This window comes from Undibacterium sp. 5I2, assembly GCF_035019605.1.
Taxonomy (GTDB): Bacteria; Pseudomonadota; Gammaproteobacteria; order Burkholderiales; family Burkholderiaceae_D; genus Undibacterium.
Map to the genome: position 1 here is coordinate 1 of NZ_JASJVS010000020.1, position 16,025 is coordinate 16,025.

A 16,025-nucleotide genomic window follows, 5' to 3' on the forward strand; every position below is an offset into this window, starting at 1 on the left:
TCACTCATGGTCTGCCTCGTCTCTTTTCGACAGACACTAGTTTAAACTGTTGTCCGGATATGTGGATCCACTATAGACATCATCGACAAAGTACTATTGCGTGACCTGCCTAGCTTGTACGGCATCAGTGATATCCAGGAACTTAACCGCCTATTTACTACGCTGGCCTACAACACCGGCCGCGAGATTTCTTTAGATACTTTATCTAAGAATTCTAACGTCGCAAAAAATACAATAGGCCGCTATCTGGAATATCTGGAAGCCGCATTTTTGATCAAAAGAATTGAACGCATCGATCAAAATGCCAAACGTTTTAAACGCGCCATGAGTTTTAAAGTCTACCTAACCAACCCCTCCATGCGCGCCGCTCTGTTTGGTCCTATCGATGCAGATAGTCCAGATATGGGGCCACTTGCAGAAACCGCCATCTTTAGCCAATGGCAACATAGCGATAGAACTACTTTATATTATGCACAGTGGAAAAACGGCGAAGTCGACATCGTCTATTTAGATGAAACAACCCAATCGCCACGATGGGCGGTAGAAGTGAAATGGTCAGACCGCCCATATACCCACACAGATGAACTAGACAACTGCGTCGAGCTAGCTGAAAAAAATACGGCGCTTAAAGAAGGTTTCAGAGTTACATCGCACACCATTTCTGATTTCATAGAATATAAAAACATTAGGTTTGAATTTGTACCTTGCAGCTTATACACGTATACGTTGGGAAAAAATTTCCTGTTCTACCGAAATCTTCGGCATGTTTTTGGGAAACGATCGGCACGCACAGTTTAAGGTAATTAAAGCTTTGGAGAAACGGTTAGGAGATTGAAGAAAATGGATATAGCTGAGCTTACGGCAATAGACGAAATATTCGCGGAATTAATATGAGTAAAAAAAATTTGTAAAATACCAATGAAATTGGCCTCCCAAAAGATACGAATAAATCCAACGCTATTGCGGCTAATTAAAGAATTATGGATACCATTTGTTGTTGCACTGTGTTGGGCTACCTACAACATCAGCTCTGAACCAAAGGCAGACTGGACATTTCGGAGATTTATAAACATATTTGTTCCTACTTTTTTCTTTATTAGTACTTTAATAGGACAAATCTTTAGAGTACGTAAACAACAAAAAGTCGAAAATGGACTTCAGTTAATAGAGACCCGTGTTGGCAAAATGATAAATTAATTGGATGTCAAAACTACCGATTTAATTGGATACATTATAGTGGATCCACATATTCGGACAACAGTTTGAACATTCGAAATGGGAATTTGTGCAGTTATTTTTGATTGTGGTGGCAAATTGGCACACTGGTGGTGACATTTTGTCTCCGTGCGCTATAATTCATTTGCTCAAACAAATTTGAGTTACTTATTATGTAAATGAAAATTAAATACAAATAAAGGAAATTAATATGAAAAATTCCATATACAAAAACAACTACTAATTTGAAAATTGAGATTAAAACTTATACATACCTATACATATTTGAAGCATCGGTGCTTTTAGCACCCCAAAAGGTGGAAATGATGAACCCTACGGAAAACAGAGACCGGATTACAGCCCGTGTTTCTCAACCCATAGCAACACGATTACAAGTGGCAGCCGATTTGATGGGTGCAACTTTGAACCAATTCCTGGTTCAAGCTGCACTCGAAAAAGCTAATAGTGTTATTGAACATGAACAAACAATACGTTATTCGCTGGAAGACGTTGCCTTATTTTTAACCATGCTGGACGCTCCTGGTGAACCAAATCCAACACTGGTCAAAGCGTTTGAGGGAAGAAACTCTAAGGTGAAAAATGCGAAGCGAACCAATACGCTTGAGCACAGTTCATGATCGTGAAACTTTTGACTGTGGAAATGAGGCGTTAAATAGTTTTTTTAAAAATGTCGCCGGACAACATGATAGTAAAAGTGTTTCCAAAACGTTTGTAATAGCTGACGATGAAGATCGAGCTAGAGTGGCAGGATTTTATACGCTTGCAATGCGTAAGCTGACACCAAAGGAACAATTGCCACCAGAGATAGCGAAGCGCCTTCCTGCAAGTTTGCCCGGAATTACGCTGGCTAGACTCGCTGTCGATAAAAATTATCAGAGGCGAGGTGTAGGTGAGGATCTTTTGCTGAGCGCCATGTCGCGGGCAAAAAAAGTGTCACACGAAATAGGTGGATTTGCACTATTCGTTGACGCTAAAGACGGTGTTGCCGAATTTTATAAAAATTACGGTTTTACTCCGTTACCTTCGAATCCACTGATACTTTTGATCCCATTCAAAAATATTCCCGATGATGCTGACTAGCATCGTCTATTTTTTAAAGAAAATGACCGTCAACGATTATTGACGGTCCGGTATCTGTCAAGATAGTTGGATTCAACTACGAAGTGCAACTCCATGTTGATGCGAGTGTAGCGCAATCATAAAATATATGACGCCACATAAAAATAAGATCAATTGATTGATTTTAATTGGAGGCACCCCTTATGGAGCCCGTATTCGTTATCGCAGAAAAAGACGTTTTCCCTCTTTCTCAGGACAGTTGGAAAATTCCGAAATCGGCAACTTACCAACTATCCTGACGCAGAGGGCTGCTCGAAATCCTTATTTCGCAGCCGCAGCGTGATGCATTTCATCAGCTTGGTGACGTAGCGTCCACGGGTCTTCGGCAAGCACGCTTTTGTCAGCAATCAGCGTATCTTGTGTTGGTCCGAAGAGGGCGTAGGGCAGGTAGCCGTAGCCTTGGTCGCCAAAGGTGTCGCCCCAAGAGTTTTCGATTTCTACTAAACCGGTCGTGTCGTCGTAGCCAATCGCCAGCACGAAGTGGTAACCGACTGCAGGATCGGGGATAGGCGTCTGCGGAGCGTAGCGAAAGCTATCGTTTACGGGGCCGCCGGCATAACCGCCTCGCACGCCTGCTGAACTCGCCGAACCGCCTGCGGAACTGGCAGAGGCACCACTGGAGCCTGCTGAAGTACCTGATGCACCGGCCGCGCCTCCAGCGGAACCCGCCACCGTTCCGGCAGAACCCGCGGAGGCACCACTGGAACCTGCCGATGTGCCAGAGGCACCCGCAGTCGCGTCATCAGGGGCGCAGCTTGGGATTGGAAAAATGCCGGTGCGCCATGTGTGGGAAAGAACGGCGTCGTCACCGCAGCCAACCGATTGCGCTACGGGGAAAGCGACGGGTACCGGATAGCCATCGGCAATCGATACCTTCATTGCCCGCAGCGTCGTCACCCGGTATGCCTTGGTCAGCTTGCGTGTTGCGGCGTCATCAAAGGCCGTTGTGGGTGGGGTGATGGCGAACTTGCTGGTATCGTAAGGCCAAGCGCTCTCGACGCAGGTGCCATATTGTTCAAGTGTTTCGACAACCGCATCGGCCTTGCATCCTGAATCGTCGTTGGTTTGTTCGCCCTCGGTGAGAACGCGCGTGGTGTAATAGCAGAACAGTGGCGACAAAGGCTCGTCTAAGCCATCACGCAGGTGAAGAAATCGTAGCGCGCTGGTAAAGGCAAAGGCCGCGCACGATTCGATCGGATCTTGGTCCAGCACCGGGGGACATTTTGCGCGTAAGCTCACCGCTGGTGGGGGTACCGGAAGGGCTTTTCCCGCTGCGGCAATCTTCAGCTCGGGGCGGGCGAGCGGCTTGGGCCGTTGCGCGGTTTTGGCCAGCTTGCGCGTCACCCCGTTTGCCTGAATCACAGGCGGCGCTGCCACTTCCGCGAGCACCGAGGTGCCGCTTCCCGGATGGCCACCATGCACCTCGCTCTTGCTGGCGTGTGCTGGTTCTTTTTCGTGGTTAACTTGGCTTGGCATCTTATCCCCTTGAGTAAGCTTATGATGTCAATATAATATCAGTGATTATGTCAAGGGTGTAAACACTATCAGCATCGCGACTAAGGCTGACAACAGCGCCGCCAAACAACTTAATGGATCGTCGCAAGCGACGATGGAAAAGACTCTGGAAGGGGTTTGCATCCCCTCCCATCGCGTCGCTCCTTCGTCGCTCACCGGCCAAAAGAGGCTGTCGCAAAAGGGTATTGAGTCGGTATCATTACCCTAACTGGTGGCCACGTCATTCCTGCGCGCTTTTGGCAGGAACCCAGCGGCGTTCGTGGTTAACTGAAAATGCCAGAAATTGTGGCATTTTCAGTGTAAAAAACGACGCTGGGTTCCCGCCAAAAGCATGCGGGAATGACGAGGTATGCGGTGTTTCAGGTTTAAAAAACGTCCATCAGGCTTTTGCGACAGCCTCTGAAGGCCGGGGTTTCAAACCCTAGTCAGATTTTTGATGAATGTCAATTTCGAACTTCTTGTGATCTGATGGGTCAGTCGATGTTTTGGAGTGTGACATGTCGACAGAGAAATTGGTGCTCAGGACTTTCATCAGAAACCCGAACCTACTGAGTGGCGCTGCCATCATGGCGATGGCAAGCGCTTTTTTATTGTCTGGATGCGGTGGACTGGATAAACCGGCCGTCGTGCAGCGCAATGAGCAGGCGTGTACAGATTTCGAGCAATTGGTCAATGGCGATTGGTACCGGTCTGTGCAGCGCACGAGTGGCGACGATATACCCGATGCATTTTCGGATTTACCGGAACAGAATTATCAATCTTTACTGACGGCCTTAGAGGCGGCGGCAAGCTCGCCGCTCGCTGACGAGAATAGCGATTTAGGTAAACTTGTACGCCTGTTTGTCAGTCAGTCACAGCCTGCACCCGCTACGATGGTGGCCTTAAATGAAGAGTGGCAACTGGTGGATAGCATGGCACAAGTCCAGGAAGTACCGGTTGTAATGGCGAAGCTACTGCTGCTCGGCACTGTATTGCCCCTGAAGTTAAGTACTCAAACTAATCAAGAGGAAGATGTTGAGCCAGTGGAGCTGAAGTTAGCGCCAAATTATTTGGGTTTCCAAGGCAATACAGTGGAAGCGCGGCGTGAGCATATTGCACGTATGCTGGGCGCGGCTGGTGTTTCTGCCGATCAAGCTGCTATCGATGCGGCAGCGGTCGAGCGTATGGAGCAGCGGATCAACCGACCGGAAAACTCAACGCCGACTTCGATGATGTTCGATATTTTGGCTTTCAAGCAGCAGCTTGGCGTGGCAGCTAAGGTGGAAGTGGATGCGGCTACGGCAGCTACCTTGTCGCAAATGATGGCTGAGTTCACCCTGCCGCAGTGGAAGAGTTTCTTTAAGTGGCGGCTCTTGAAAAGTTTCAGTGCCTATCTTCCAGGGCAGTTTTCAGCTGAGGAAAAACGCTGGAAAACTGGGTGGCAGCCACAGTTTTTAGCTGAGCAAAACGGCTCGAGTATCAAGACGCCAATCGACAATCGGGTCCGTTTTTTAGCAGCGCTGATGCCGGATACCTTGAACCGCTTCTTTGTGGAAAAGCTGATAGGTCCAAATAAACTGGCTGCTGTCAACACCATGATGCAGGAGTTGAAGCACGAGATGCGTGCACGAATCGAGACACGTGCCTGGTTGAGCCAGGTTGGCAGGGATGCGGCACTTCACCGGCTCGTTACCATGGCAATGGTGGTAGTTCAACCCACGAGGTGGATCGATTACAGCAAGCTCACTGTCGACGCGAACGACGCCTTGGCTAATATCAAGCGTGTGAATCAGTTGAACTTTGCCGAACAGGTTCAGAGTGCTGGGGCACTGCCAAGACTCGGTGCAAAGGGAGGATATGGTTGGAGTGAACCAAATCCCAGATATGTACCCGGCCGCAATGCGATGGTGGGCGACGTCAGTATGATACTGACATCGCCTATGGTAGATTTTGAAAACAACATCGCATTTACCTACGGTTTTCTTGGTGCCTCCATCCTCGCCCATGAGATGGCACATGGTTTTGATGCCAGCGGTACGCAGGCAGCACCATCGTATTTTCCGCTTCCAATGGCGATGGGGTTGGCAAACAGCGATATCAGCTATTTCAAGTCCATGGAAGATCGCCAATACCACCACTATAGCGCGTATGCGCAGAATGTACTCGGCGTACAGATCCCGATTTTACGTGTGACGAATGAAGATATGGCTGATCTGATTGGCTTGGAAGTCGCAACACAGTTGGTTCAGAAAAAGTGGCCAGGTGCGGCGGCGGCGGACCAATTCTTCAAGGGATATGCCGCTTCTCATAGAGATGCCGCTACCTTCGATGAGCTACGAGATTACGCATCCTACGTGCCCGCTCATGCGGTAAATAGATACCGGATAAATGGTGTATTGTCCAACTCGCAAGCATTTGCTGCCAATTATGGCTGTACAGCAGGTGACCCGATGGTACGGGCGGATAAGGACCGTATTAGCTTGTGGTGAGTTTTTCCAGAGCATTTATTTATCAGATCTGAGTGGAAAGCCAGGGAAGCGCTTCCTTAATTTTCCATCACGGCAAGCTCAGGTCTAAACCGAGCTTGTTGGCAAGGAAGTAGGTAAATAGCCCCAAGCCCAGCAGCGTGAGTACGAAGACTGCGGCTACCTTGCCGCTCGCACGCAGCACGGCGTGCTTGTCCGTCGTCTTTTCCTGTTGATCGTAATGCCACTTGATGGCGAAGAACATGCCCGTGCCGAGCACGATAAGCTTGAACAACACTAAGACTATCGGGACCCAATCCATCATTTTTCCTATTTTTAAGCAAGTAATTGTCACCATTTTAGCCTGAGGATCTGTACTTCAAAGCAATTTCCACAGATTGAGACAATATGTCCTGATTGAAAGGAAGGGCTGGAACCTATTCTTTGCAGAAACAGTATTTTTGAGGGAATAACCGCTTCGGCAACATGGTTGACTAATTTAGTCGGGTATTGTAAGGTGAATTGTTGACTAAATTAGTCAACAATTATGACCGACATGAAAAGGTGATTTCTGATGGTAATGACACTGACGGAAAATGCAGCAAAAAAGATTTTGGCGCAGTTGATCAAGAACGGTAAGGGCATAGGTTTGCGCGTAGGAGTTAAAAAAGTAGGCTGTTCCGGTTTTGCCTACACCTTCGCTTACGCCGAAGCCGTGGGGGCTGATGATCAGGTGTTCGATTCGCATAATGCGAGGCTGGTGGTCGATACGGCCAGCTTGCCATTTTTGGATGGCGCACAGCTGGATTTCGTCAAGGACGGATTCAATGAAACTTTTAAATTCAATAACCCGAACGCCGCGAGTGAGTGCGGTTGCGGGGAGAGCTTTAATCTGAAAAAAGACCGCAGCGTGCCATAAGCCGCCACTCTGCCACGCACACCGTCAGGTTTGTTCAAGAGGTCTGATTTTATCTATTTCGCTGGGATAATATTGAGGTAAGTGTAATGAGTACGGCACTGCAAAATTTGCTCAATCAAGCCTATCGACATGGCTTCGTCAGCGACATCGAGTCCGATGTCGCACCTAAGGGTTTAAACGAAGACATCATTCGCATGATTTCCAGTAAGAAAAACGAGCCGGCTTGGTTGCTCGCATTTCGTCTGAGTTCTTACCAGGCATGGCTGACAATGACGCCACCGGAGTGGCAAAACTGTAAGCATCCACCTATCGATTTTCAAGCTATCAGCTATTACGCTGCGCCCAAGAAAAAGCCGCAGCTAAGCAGTATCGACGAGGTCGATCCTGAATTGCTGCGTACCTTCGAAAAGCTTGGCGTGCCCTTGCACGAACGGATGGCACTGGCGGGCGTTGCGGTGGATGTCATTTTTGATAGCGTGTCGGTCGCCACCACGTATAAAGACAAGCTGGCTGAAGTCGGGGTGATTTTTTGTTCGATGTCTGAAGCGGTTCGCGAACATCCGGACCTCGTGCGGAAATATTTAGGCAGCGTGGTCCCTATTCGCGATAACTATTACGCTGCGCTGAACTCGGCGGTATTTACTGATGGCTCGTTTTGTTTCATTCCCAAGGGCGTCAAGTGCCCGATGGATTTGTCGACCTATTTCCGTATCAATACCGAAGAATCCGGACAATTCGAGCGCACTCTGATCATCGCCGAGGAAGCTGCTTCAGTGTGCTATCTGGAAGGGTGTACTGCGCCTGCCTTCAGTAGTAAGCAGTTGCATGCGGCGGTGGTCGAACTGGTGGCCCTCGATCATGCGGAAATCAAGTATTCCACCGTGCAGAACTGGTATGCGGGGGATGAAAACGGCGTCGGTGGGATTTATAATTTTGTTACCAAGCGCGGTCTGGCCAAAGGTGTTAATTCGCGTATTTCATGGACTCAGGTTGAAACCGGTGCCGCGATTACCTGGAAGTATCCATCGGTGATTTTACTCGGTGATAACGCGGTCGGTGAATTCTATTCGGTGGCGGTGACGAATAGTTATCAGCAAGCCGATACCGGTACCAAGATGATACACATCGGAAAAAATACGCGCAGTACCATCGTCAGTAAGGGTATTTCTGCCGGTAAATCGAATAATAGCTACCGCGGTCTGGTCAAGATGACTGCCGGTGCCGCCGGTGCGCGCAATTATTCTCAGTGCGATTCGATGTTGATCGGTGAAGCCTGCGGTGCCAATACTTTTCCGTATATCCAGGTGCTCAATAACACGGCACAAGTTGAGCATGAGGCATCGACCTCGAAGATCGGTGAGGATCAAATGTTTTATTTTGCCCAACGTGGCGTGGATGCGGAGGCTGCGGTATCGATGATTATCAATGGTTTTTGCAAAGACGTATTTCAACAATTACCGCTGGAGTTTGCGGTTGAAGCGAGCAATCTCCTCAGTTTTAAACTGGAAGGAAGTGTCGGATGATTTACCCAGACAGCAAAACCTTATTGGAAGTACGCGGATTATGCGCGAGCGTGAATGGCATCGCTATCTTGAAGGATCTCGATTTTACTGTGAAGAGTGGTGAAATCCACGCCCTCATGGGGCAAAACGGTTCCGGCAAGAGCACCTTTGCGAAAGTGCTGGCCGGTCACCCTGCCTATGTAGTGACAAACGGTAGCGTGCTCTTTGAGGGGCAGGACTTGTTAGCGCTGAAACCGGAAGAACGGGCGCGGGCCGGCTTTTTTCTGGCCTTTCAATATCCGATTGAAGTACCCGGGGTGGGCAACAGCCAGTTCCTGCGCCTGACTTACAATACGGTGCAAAAACAGCGCGGCAAGGAAGAGCTTGACCCGCTGGAGTTTGACGATTTTGTGCGGGAAAAAATGCAGCTGCTGGAGATGCATGCAGATTTCCTTGACCGTAGCGTCAACGCAGGTTTCTCCGGCGGTGAAAAAAAACGCAATGAAATATTGCAGATGGCTTTGCTCGAGCCGCTGGTGGCGGTGCTCGATGAAACCGATTCTGGCCTCGATATCGATGCACTCAGAATTGTCGCACAGGGAGTCAAGCAGCTCTCGAATCAGGGCAATGCCATCGTCATGGTGACGCACTATCAGCGTTTGCTGAACTACATCGTGCCCGACTTTGTGCACGTGATGGAGGGCGGGCGCATCATCAAGACCGGTGATAAAGCCTTGGCGCTGGAGTTGGAGGCACGCGGTTACGATTGGGTCAGTGCCGACTATGCGGCAGCCGCACAGGCGAGCGGGAGTGTTTGCATATGAACACCGCCAACATACCAATTCCTGACCTTGTCAGCACTTACCTGGCACAGCTGTTGGCGGCACAGCCGCCACCCTTTGACAGCCGGTGGCCGTGGCTTACTATGCTGCGCAGCGAGGCGCTCGCGCACGCCCAAGGCTTGAACCTGCCAACTACACGTGATGAGGAATGGCGCTTTACCGATATTTCTCTTCTGAGCAAGACCGAATTTTCACCGGCGCAGAGTGCGACGCAGTTAGAGTTGTCAGAAATTGCACACTTTTTTATTGAGGAAGCCGCGCAGCGCTTGGTATTTGTGGATGGTCGGTTCGCCGCACATTTGTCAACGCCAATAAGTGGCCTTGGCGCAGAGCATGGGATCGTGGTTTCCAATCTATCGGCGGCACTTGCCACACACGCCAGTACGATAGAGACGCATCTCGGCCAGCATGCGGTATTGAACAGCGATGTGTTTGCGGCGCACAATACTGCATTCTTACAGGATGCTGCCGTGGTGCTGGTGCCGCGTGGCGTCGTGGTAGCGGCGCCAGTACATTTACTGTTTATCGCAACCCAGAAAGAGGTGGTCAGCACACCGCGGTGTTTACTTGTTGCCGAAGCGGACAGTGCGGTAACGGTGATCGAGGAGTATGTCGTGTTGTACCGCCCACGGTGGCAGGAGGAAGCGCATTTTACCAACGCGGTGAGTGAAATTGCGCTGGCTGATCAGGCTCAGGTGCAGCACGTGCGGATACAGCGCGAAGGCAGCCATGCATTTCATCTTGCTCACTGTGCGGTTGCGCTGGGGCGCGCCAGTCATTATCAGTCGGTGAATCTGGCACTTGGCGCACGCATTTCACGTTATCAGCTCAGTGTGCTGCAACAACAAGAGGCTGCCACCTGCACGCTCGACGGCTTGACTCTGATCTCGGGGCGACAAGTGGCCGATACCCATACCTGTATCGATCATGCCATGCCACATGGCACTAGCCGCCAGCTCCATAAATGTATCGTCGGTGGCAGTGCGCATGCTGTTTTTAATGGCAAGGTCATGGTGCGCCCAGGTGCACAGCACAGCGATGCGCAACAGTCAAACCGTAATCTGCTATTGACCAATAAGGCACATATCGACACCAAGCCACAACTGGAAATTTTTGCTTCCGATGTGAAATGCACGCATGGTGCGACCGTTGGTCAGCTCGATGATGATGGGCTGTTTTATCTACAGAGCCGCGGCTTGTCTCGCGCCGCTGCACGTAATTTGCTGACGTATGCCTTCGCTGCCGAGCTGATCGATCGTATTCCGGTGGCTTCGCTTAGACGCCAACTTGAGCAGACCGTGCTTGAACAAACGACGAGCCTGTCATGAAGACTCAGATGACAGCAAGCCCAGCAGTCGGCTTTCCGCTTGAGCGGATTCGTGCCGACTTTCCTATTCTTAAGCTTAAGCTCAATGGCAAGCCGCTGGTGTATCTCGATAATGCGGCTTCGAGCCAGATGCCGTATCAAGTGATCGATCGTCTGGTGCGGTATCAGAGCACGCAGCATGCCAATATTCATCGTGCCGTGCATACCCTGTCGGAGCTGGCGACCGCCGAATTTGAAGCGGCGCGCCGGACTTTGCAGCATTTCATTCACGCGCGCGAAGAACGTGAGGTGATCTTCACCAGTGGCACCACCGATGCCATCAATTTGGTGATGCATGCTTATGGCCGCAAGTTCATCGGGCCCGGCGATGAAATTATTCTGACCATGCTTGAGCATCATTCAAACATCGTGCCGTGGCAAATGTTGGCGCAAGAGAAGGGTGCGACGCTACGCGTGGTGCCGCTCAACGATGCCGGTGAGTTGCTGATTGATGCATACGAGCAGCTGTTCAATGCGCGCACCAAGTTTGTCGGCGTCACCCATGTCTCGAATGCGCTGGGCACGATTAATCCGGTCAAACAGATGATCGCTTTTGCCCATGCGCGCGGGGTGCCGGTGCTGGTAGATGGTGCCCAAGCCGTGCCGCATCTGGCGGTCGACGTACAGGATCTCGATTGCGATTTTTATGCATTTTCTGGGCACAAGCTGTGTGGTCCGACTGGAATTGGCATTTTATTCGGCAAAGCCGCGTTGCTGGAACAGATGCAGCCATTTAAGGGTGGCGGCGACATGATTTTGTCGGTCACCTTCGAGAAAACTACCTACAACACGATTCCGTATAAATTCGAGGCCGGCACACCACCGATCGCCGCGGCGATCGGGCTTGCTGCTGCGGTTGATTATCTGTCGGCAATCGGGATGGCGGCGATTGCCGCGCATGAATTGGCGCTGCTGGATTACGCTACCGCGCAGATGCGTGAGATTCCCGGTGTGCAACTGATCGGCACCGCTGCGCATAAGGCCGCCGTGCTCTCGTTCGTGCTCGACGGGGTGCATCCGCACGATATTGGCAGCTTGCTCAATGTGGAAGGCGTGGCAGTACGTACCGGCCATCATTGCGCGCAGCCGCTGATGCAGCGTTTTAAAGTACCGGCGACGGCGCGCGCTTCATTTGCGTTTTACAACAGCATGGCAGAAGTTGATGCCTTGATCGCCGGCATTCACGCCGTGCAGAAAGTGTTTGTCTCATGACTGATCCCAGAGCGCTGTATCAAGAGCTGATTCTTGAGCACAATAAGAAGCCCCGCAATTACGGTAGGCTGGCCTGTCGCAGCCACCATGCCGTGGGCCACAATCCTTTGTGCGGCGATCATATCGATGTTGAACTCGATATGGGCAAAGAGCCGGGCTGTGAGCTGGCGGGCGGGTGTATCGAAGGCATCGCGTTTGAGGGGGCTGCCTGCGCGATTTGTCAGTCGTCGGCATCGATGATGACGCTGGCTGTTAAAGGCAAGACGCGTAGCGAGGCCGAAATCGTCATTGCTGAGTTTCTCGCCATGGCGACCGGCAAGCTTGCCTTGGCCGATGCCCCTCATCTGGGTCGGCTGCGGGTATTTTCCGGCATCCGCGATCTGCCGGTGCGTGTCAAATGCGCGATTCTGCCGTGGCACACATTGCATGCCGCGCTCAATGCCAAAGCGTGTAGTGAGGATGATTCTGGAGAGGATGGCTTAGCCACTGCCACCACCGAGGCGCGGTCATGAAATTATATTTAAGGAATGAGCATGCCGAAAATTGCTGAAATTGACGATACCCCGAATCCGAATGCGGTGAAGTTTACGCTCTACGAGCCGCTGAGCTGGGGCATTCCACACTCTTATGAGAATGCCGCGCAAGCGCAGGACGATGCGCTTGCGCGTGCCTTGTTTGAGATCGAACACGTGAAGAATGTGTTTTACGTCGACCGCTGGCTTACCGTCACCCAAGACGGCGATGCTGACTGGCCAGAGTTAGTTCGTTTGATTGCATTGCCCTTGCGTGCGGCACCGGCGGCGGCAGCGCAATCGGTCGCCACGCTGGCGGCAGCAAACCAAGCGATGCAAGATCTCAGTGCCGAAGATCAGCGGCGTTTGGAGCAGATCAATGCCTTACTCGATGAGCAAATCCGCCCCTCGCTACAAGGCGATGGCGGTGATCTGCATGTGATTGGTTTGGCGGGCAATTATTTGAGCATCCATTACCAGGGGGCTTGTGGCACTTGTCCGAGTTCGATCTCGGGTACCCTCAAAGGCATAGAAAATCTGCTGCGGGTCATCGCGCCGGAGATTGTGGTGTTGGCGGTGTAAAGGCTTGAGCATTGGGTCAATAGTGAACCACAAGCAAACAAACAAAGAAGTCAGCGAGCGAGGACACATATAACATGAGTACGGAAACCATTACATTTAGAAATGTTGTCTCTGAATTGCCCTATCCAAGTCAGAGTCATCGGCCCGACCAGCAAAGAGACGCGCAGAAGACCAAGCGCGAGTATATAGGTTCTGAAGACCGATTGCCAAAGCCCTCCTGGATACGCGCCAAGGCGGCTTTATCGAGCGGCCGTTATAACGACATCAAGGAAATCGTGCGGTCGAATGCTTTGGTGACAGTGTGTTCGGAAGCATCCTGCCCGAATATCGGCGAATGTTGGAGTAAAGGCACGGCGACCTTCATGATCATGGGGGATAAATGCACGCGGCGCTGTCGGTTTTGTCATGTCAGTACCGGTCGCCCCGATGCACTTGATGCCAATGAACCTGAGCGGCTGGCCAAAACGATTGCTTTAATGAAGCTCAATTACGTCGTCATTACCTCGGTTGATCGCGATGATTTAGCCGATGGCGGTGCCAGTCACTTTGTTGAATGTATTCGCCAGATACGGATGCAAGCCGCGGCCACGCGGATAGAAATTTTGACGCCTGACTTCGGTGGTCGGCTCAATCTGGCGTTGGGAATTCTCAGCGCTGCGCCGCCAGACGTGCTCAATCACAATATTGAGACCGTACCGCGTCTGTACAAGGAAGCGCGGCCCGGTGCCGATTTTCAGAACTCACTCAATCTGTTGTTTCGGTTTAAGCAAGCCCACCCAAGCATACCGACTAAATCGGGGATCATGCTAGGCCTGGGTGAGACCGATGCCGAGGTTCTGCAAGTCATGCATGACTTGCGTGCACACCAGGTCACCATGTTGACCATCGGCCAGTATCTTCAACCATCGGGTGGGCATTTGCCGGTATGCCGCTATGTCCACCCCGATGTGTTCAAAGTATTTGAGCAAGCGGCTTACCAGATGGGTTTTGTGAATGCTGCGTGCGGCCCTATGGTACGTAGTTCCTACCACGCTGATGAGCAAGCCGCTCGTGCCGGCGTAATTTAATCATATTATTTACTTGGAGTTGTATATGAATGCAATTGTTGAAATGCCGGCAGCGATCATTTTCACAGAAAATGCCGCGATGAAAGTCGCCCAAATGATTGAAGAAGAGGGTAACCCAGACTTGAAGTTACGCGTGTTTGTGCAAGGCGGTGGCTGCTCGGGTTTTCAGTATGGTTTTACCTTCGATGAGGTGGCCAATGAAGACGATACCAGCATGCTGAAAAATGGCGTGCAATTGCTGGTCGATTCTATGAGTTATCAGTACTTGGTTGGTGCAGAAATCGATTATAAGGATGACCTCGAAGGCGCACAGTTCGTCATCAAAAATCCTGCTGCGACTTCGACCTGCGGTTGTGGATCATCGTTTTCGGTTTGATAGGAATGGGAATGAGCCAGTTTTCTTTAGATAAATCAAAAATCCGCTTTCTGATGCTGGAAGGTATACATCACAATGCCATTGATGTGTTACAGCGCAATGGCTACACCAATATTGACTACTTACGCACGGCACTCGATGAAGCGGCCTTGATCGAGCAAATCCGTACGGCCCACTTTATCGGCATACGTTCGGGGACAGAGATGACTGAACGGGTGTTGCAAGCGGCCGATAAGTTGATTGCGATAGGCTGTTTTTGTATCGGAACCAATCAGGTCGACCTCGATGCAGCGATGGTGAAAGGTATTCCGGTTTTCAATGCGCCGTATTCGAATACGCGCTCGGTGGCAGAGCTGGTATTGGCTGAAACGATACTGTTGTTACGTGGCATTCCAGAAAAAAATGCCCAGCTACATCGTGGTGCTTGGTCCAAGTCTGCGCTAGGTGCATTTGAAGCGCGTGGCAAGACTTTGGGGATTGTTGGCTATGGTAATATCGGCAGTCAATTGTCGGTGCTCGCCGAATCCTTGGGCATGCAGGTGATTTACTATGATGTCATCACCAAACTGCCTATGGGTAATGCCCATCAACTCGCCAGCTTGGCTGCGCTGTTGGCGCAAGCCGATGTGGTCACGCTGCATGTGCCGGAAACGGCGGCGACTGAAAATATGATGGGTGACGCGCAATTTGCAAAGATGAAGCCCGGCAGTATTTTTATCAATGCCGCGCGCGGTAGTTGCGTCGATATTGAGGCGCTGGCTGCTGCACTCGACAGCAAGCAGATCGGTGCGGCCTCGATCGATGTTTTTCCGCAAGAGCCGAAAAGTAATGCTGACGAATTCGTCTCGCCGCTGCGGCGCTTCGATAATGTGCTGTTAACCCCGCACATCGGTGGTTCTACCTTGGAAGCGCAAGCCAATATCGGTGTGGAAGTGGCCGAGAAATTTATTCGCTACTCCGACACCGGTGCCACTTTGTCAGCCGTGAATTTCCCAGAAGTGGCGCTGCCACGCTTCTTTGGTAAGCATCGCTTGTTGCATATACATAAAAATATTCCCGGTGTGTTGTCGGCGATTAACCGCATTGTTGCTGAAAACGGGATCAATATCTCGGCACAAAGTTTGATGACTAAGGATGCGCTCGGCTATTTGGTGATGGATGTCGATGTCGACTGTTCGGCGCTGGGTTTGCACAAGTTGTTGGAAATTGAGGGGACGATTTCGGCCCGCGTAGTGTATTAAATAATTGCTTCGTCGTCGCGTCGCGGAGAATTACATCAAAGCACAAATAGCGACATGGGCGTATATTAAAAGGCAGGCGCATTATGTTACCA

General features: G+C 50.8%; 16 protein-coding genes. 14 read left to right on the forward strand and 2 right to left on the reverse strand.

Annotated features, from left to right (window positions below):
- The first annotated feature begins 96 nt into the window (after nucleotides 1–96).
- The 3 genes from QN359_RS09085 (at nucleotide 97) to QN359_RS09095 (ending at nucleotide 2,316) form a co-directional block, all read left to right on the forward strand.
- Entirely contained in the window at nucleotides 97–798 is a 702-nt protein-coding gene (locus QN359_RS09085) for a DUF4143 domain-containing protein (protein WP_322248147.1), read from the forward strand.
- A gap of 743 nt (nucleotides 799–1,541) precedes the next feature.
- Complete coding sequence (locus QN359_RS09090; protein WP_322248148.1) at nucleotides 1,542–1,853, forward strand: DUF1778 domain-containing protein; 312 nt, start codon at nucleotides 1,542–1,544, stop codon at nucleotides 1,851–1,853.
- A complete protein-coding gene (locus QN359_RS09095; protein ID WP_322248149.1) occupies nucleotides 1,837–2,316 on the forward strand; it encodes a GNAT family N-acetyltransferase in 480 nt (159 codons plus the stop codon). Before QN359_RS09090 ends, QN359_RS09095 begins: the two co-directional genes overlap by 17 nt.
- A 300-nt stretch (nucleotides 2,317–2,616) precedes the next feature.
- Here QN359_RS09095 and QN359_RS09100 read toward each other — a convergent pair whose 3' ends face one another.
- Nucleotides 2,617–3,831 carry a C1 family peptidase gene (locus QN359_RS09100; RefSeq protein WP_322248150.1) on the reverse strand — a complete coding sequence of 405 codons (1,215 nt, stop codon included), beginning with the start codon at nucleotides 3,829–3,831 and terminating at the stop codon, nucleotides 2,617–2,619.
- Between the two features lie 536 nt (nucleotides 3,832–4,367).
- Between QN359_RS09100 and QN359_RS09105 the strand changes: the two genes are divergently transcribed.
- Nucleotides 4,368–6,338 (forward strand): M13-type metalloendopeptidase, encoded by a 1,971-nt coding sequence (locus QN359_RS09105; RefSeq protein WP_322248151.1) that lies wholly within the window; start codon nucleotides 4,368–4,370, stop codon nucleotides 6,336–6,338.
- Nucleotides 6,339–6,405: 67 nt separating this feature from the next.
- On the opposite strand, the gene QN359_RS09110 is transcribed toward QN359_RS09105, so the two are convergent.
- Nucleotides 6,406–6,639 (reverse strand): hypothetical protein, encoded by a 234-nt coding sequence (locus QN359_RS09110; protein WP_322248152.1) that lies wholly within the window; start codon nucleotides 6,637–6,639, stop codon nucleotides 6,406–6,408.
- Nucleotides 6,640–6,888: 249 nt separating this feature from the next.
- Here QN359_RS09110 and QN359_RS09115 point away from each other — a divergent pair, with 249 nt between their 5' ends.
- From QN359_RS09115 to serA, 10 genes are all read left to right on the forward strand, one after another.
- A complete protein-coding gene (locus QN359_RS09115; protein WP_322248153.1) occupies nucleotides 6,889–7,233 on the forward strand; it encodes an iron-sulfur cluster assembly accessory protein in 345 nt (114 codons plus the stop codon).
- Nucleotides 7,234–7,319: 86 nt separating this feature from the next.
- Nucleotides 7,320–8,756 (forward strand): Fe-S cluster assembly protein SufB, encoded by a 1,437-nt coding sequence (gene sufB / locus QN359_RS09120; RefSeq protein ID WP_322248154.1) that lies wholly within the window; start codon nucleotides 7,320–7,322, stop codon nucleotides 8,754–8,756.
- Nucleotides 8,753–9,559, forward strand: a complete 807-nt coding sequence (gene sufC / locus QN359_RS09125; RefSeq protein WP_322248155.1) for a Fe-S cluster assembly ATPase SufC — start codon at nucleotides 8,753–8,755, stop codon at nucleotides 9,557–9,559. The genes sufB and sufC overlap by 4 nt, the downstream gene beginning before the upstream one ends.
- Nucleotides 9,556–10,905, forward strand: coding sequence for a Fe-S cluster assembly protein SufD (gene sufD / locus QN359_RS09130; protein ID WP_322248156.1), 1,350 nt, complete (start codon nucleotides 9,556–9,558; stop codon nucleotides 10,903–10,905). Before sufC ends, sufD begins: the two co-directional genes overlap by 4 nt.
- Nucleotides 10,906–10,913: 8 nt before the next feature.
- On the forward strand, nucleotides 10,914–12,155 hold the full coding sequence (locus tag QN359_RS09135) for a cysteine desulfurase (RefSeq protein WP_322248157.1): 1,242 nt from the start codon (nucleotides 10,914–10,916) through the stop codon (nucleotides 12,153–12,155).
- Nucleotides 12,152–12,667 (forward strand): Fe-S cluster assembly sulfur transfer protein SufU, encoded by a 516-nt coding sequence (gene sufU / locus QN359_RS09140; RefSeq protein ID WP_322248158.1) that lies wholly within the window; start codon nucleotides 12,152–12,154, stop codon nucleotides 12,665–12,667. The genes QN359_RS09135 and sufU overlap by 4 nt, the downstream gene beginning before the upstream one ends.
- Nucleotides 12,668–12,688: 21 nt before the next feature.
- Complete coding sequence (locus QN359_RS09145) at nucleotides 12,689–13,249, forward strand: NifU family protein (RefSeq protein ID WP_322248159.1); 561 nt, start codon at nucleotides 12,689–12,691, stop codon at nucleotides 13,247–13,249.
- Nucleotides 13,250–13,323: 74 nt separating this feature from the next.
- Nucleotides 13,324–14,316, forward strand: a complete 993-nt coding sequence (lipA, locus tag QN359_RS09150; RefSeq protein WP_322248160.1) for a lipoyl synthase — start codon at nucleotides 13,324–13,326, stop codon at nucleotides 14,314–14,316.
- A 25-nt stretch (nucleotides 14,317–14,341) separates the two neighbouring features.
- Entirely contained in the window at nucleotides 14,342–14,692 is a 351-nt protein-coding gene (erpA, locus tag QN359_RS09155) for an iron-sulfur cluster insertion protein ErpA (protein WP_322248161.1), read from the forward strand.
- Nucleotides 14,693–14,703: 11 nt separating this feature from the next.
- Entirely contained in the window at nucleotides 14,704–15,933 is a 1,230-nt protein-coding gene (gene serA / locus QN359_RS09160) for a phosphoglycerate dehydrogenase (protein ID WP_322248162.1), read from the forward strand.
- Nucleotides 15,934–16,025: the final 92 nt, after the last annotated feature.

What these genes read in the sequence shown, in the direction of transcription:
- QN359_RS09115 (WP_322248153.1), top strand. Translation starts at nt 6,889, where the DNA reads ATGGTAATGACACTGACGGAAAATGCAGCAAAAAAGATTTTGGCGCAG.
- erpA (WP_322248161.1), top strand. Translation starts at nt 14,342, where the DNA reads ATGAATGCAATTGTTGAAATGCCGGCAGCGATCATTTTCACAGAAAAT.
- sufU (WP_322248158.1), top strand. Translation starts at nt 12,152, where the DNA reads ATGACTGATCCCAGAGCGCTGTATCAAGAGCTGATTCTTGAGCACAAT.
- sufD (WP_322248156.1), top strand. Translation starts at nt 9,556, where the DNA reads ATGAACACCGCCAACATACCAATTCCTGACCTTGTCAGCACTTACCTG.
- QN359_RS09090 (WP_322248148.1), top strand. Translation starts at nt 1,542, where the DNA reads ATGAACCCTACGGAAAACAGAGACCGGATTACAGCCCGTGTTTCTCAA.
- QN359_RS09135 (WP_322248157.1), top strand. Translation starts at nt 10,914, where the DNA reads ATGACAGCAAGCCCAGCAGTCGGCTTTCCGCTTGAGCGGATTCGTGCC.
- QN359_RS09105 (WP_322248151.1), top strand. Translation starts at nt 4,368, where the DNA reads ATGTCGACAGAGAAATTGGTGCTCAGGACTTTCATCAGAAACCCGAAC.
- serA (WP_322248162.1), top strand. Translation starts at nt 14,704, where the DNA reads ATGAGCCAGTTTTCTTTAGATAAATCAAAAATCCGCTTTCTGATGCTG.
- QN359_RS09100 (WP_322248150.1), bottom strand. Translation starts at nt 3,831, where the DNA reads ATGCCAAGCCAAGTTAACCACGAAAAAGAACCAGCACACGCCAGCAAG.
- QN359_RS09110 (WP_322248152.1), bottom strand. Translation starts at nt 6,639, where the DNA reads ATGATGGATTGGGTCCCGATAGTCTTAGTGTTGTTCAAGCTTATCGTG.
- lipA (WP_322248160.1), top strand. Translation starts at nt 13,324, where the DNA reads ATGAGTACGGAAACCATTACATTTAGAAATGTTGTCTCTGAATTGCCC.
- QN359_RS09145 (WP_322248159.1), top strand. Translation starts at nt 12,689, where the DNA reads ATGCCGAAAATTGCTGAAATTGACGATACCCCGAATCCGAATGCGGTG.
- sufC (WP_322248155.1), top strand. Translation starts at nt 8,753, where the DNA reads ATGATTTACCCAGACAGCAAAACCTTATTGGAAGTACGCGGATTATGC.
- sufB (WP_322248154.1), top strand. Translation starts at nt 7,320, where the DNA reads ATGAGTACGGCACTGCAAAATTTGCTCAATCAAGCCTATCGACATGGC.